This is a genomic window from Mariniflexile gromovii (assembly GCF_017814435.1).
GTDB classification, from domain to species: domain Bacteria; phylum Bacteroidota; class Bacteroidia; order Flavobacteriales; family Flavobacteriaceae; genus Mariniflexile; species Mariniflexile gromovii.
Window position 1 is genome coordinate 1 of sequence record NZ_JAGJCB010000051.1, and the last position, 1,212, is coordinate 1,212.

General features: G+C 33.5%; 1 protein-coding gene. It reads right to left on the reverse strand.

The genetic code is table 11. The features are described 5' to 3' along the window. Positions 1-33 precede the first annotated feature (33 nt). Entirely contained in the window at positions 34-999 is a 966-nt protein-coding gene (locus J8H85_RS18840) for an IS110 family RNA-guided transposase (RefSeq protein WP_209657248.1), read from the reverse strand. Positions 1,000-1,212 lie beyond the last annotated feature (213 nt).

The window sequence follows — 1,212 nt, forward strand, 5'->3', positions numbered from 1 at the left end:
TCGCAATGAACTGTGCTTAAAAGCAAATTTCTTTTAATTTATTTCTAGATAATATTCATTTTTTGTTGCAACGGCAAATGCTTGCTTGAGTAATTTATTAACAACCGCAATTAAGGCTAATTTTTTAGATTTTCCTTTTTCTATTAATCGATTATACAATTCATAACATGCTTTATTGTTTTTCTTTGCTGTCCAAGAGCAAACGTAGAGCATTGCCCTGATCCGACTCATGCCCATTTTACAAATTTTAGACCTCCCTTTTACACTTGTTCCTGATTCAAAAATACGAGGGCTTATCCCTACATAAGAACATAATTGCTTTGCATTTTCGAATTTTGTAAAACCACCACTTATCACTATTAAAAGCATTGCTGTTTTTCTTCCAATACCAGGGATGCTATTAAGTTGCCCAAACAAATTTTGATGATGCTCTTTCACGAGCTCTGTCATCTTATTCTCAATAAGAGCTATTTGAGCTTCAAGGGTATCGATCATATTCTGTAAGCTTTCATTCATCAACTCTGCACTAACCGGATTGTATTTGAATGCTTCACGTTGCCTTATAAACCCTGTTCTGCTCTTATTCATTTGCTCGACATAGGCCTGCATTTGTTTGAGCTCTAATATATAATCTTCATCTGGTTGCCATAAACCAGGTGTTTCTGTTTTACCGTAATCTGCAATTACAGATGCATCTTTTTTGTCCGTTTTAGTGCGTATCACTCGCATTTGACCAAATCTTCTTATGACTAATTGGTTTATTGCGCAGACAGCTATCTTAATACTAAAAAGATAGGTTGCCAATTTTAAATAATATACACCGCTAGCTTCCATCACACAAACATCAGATCCGGGATTAAGCTGTTGGGATAATTTTTTAAAACCATCTAAATCATTAGTAAACTTGTAATGTTTAGACTTGCCTTTTTCATCTAAAATGGCTACATCAAAAGTTAATTTTGATATATCGATACCAACGTAATTTTTGTTTTTTATCATAACTTTGTTTTTAAGGAAAAAAAGTAAACGGAAGAAATCTGCTATTGACTTATCAATCCTAAATACAGGTTCATGACCTAATGAACTGTCCAAGTTCAAAGCAGAGAGAGAAAGGAACTAGCATTGCGAACAGCCTTTAAGACCAATGACAGGACTTAGCTTTTATCTTTCTCTATCTTCTGTTGAAAATAAATTTACTCATTATTCAAAGAA

Bases quoted from the DNA above. Each gene is read 5' to 3' on its own strand.
- J8H85_RS18840 (WP_209657248.1), bottom strand. From the start codon at position 999: ATGATAAAAAACAAAAATTACGTTGGTATCGATATATCAAAATTAACT.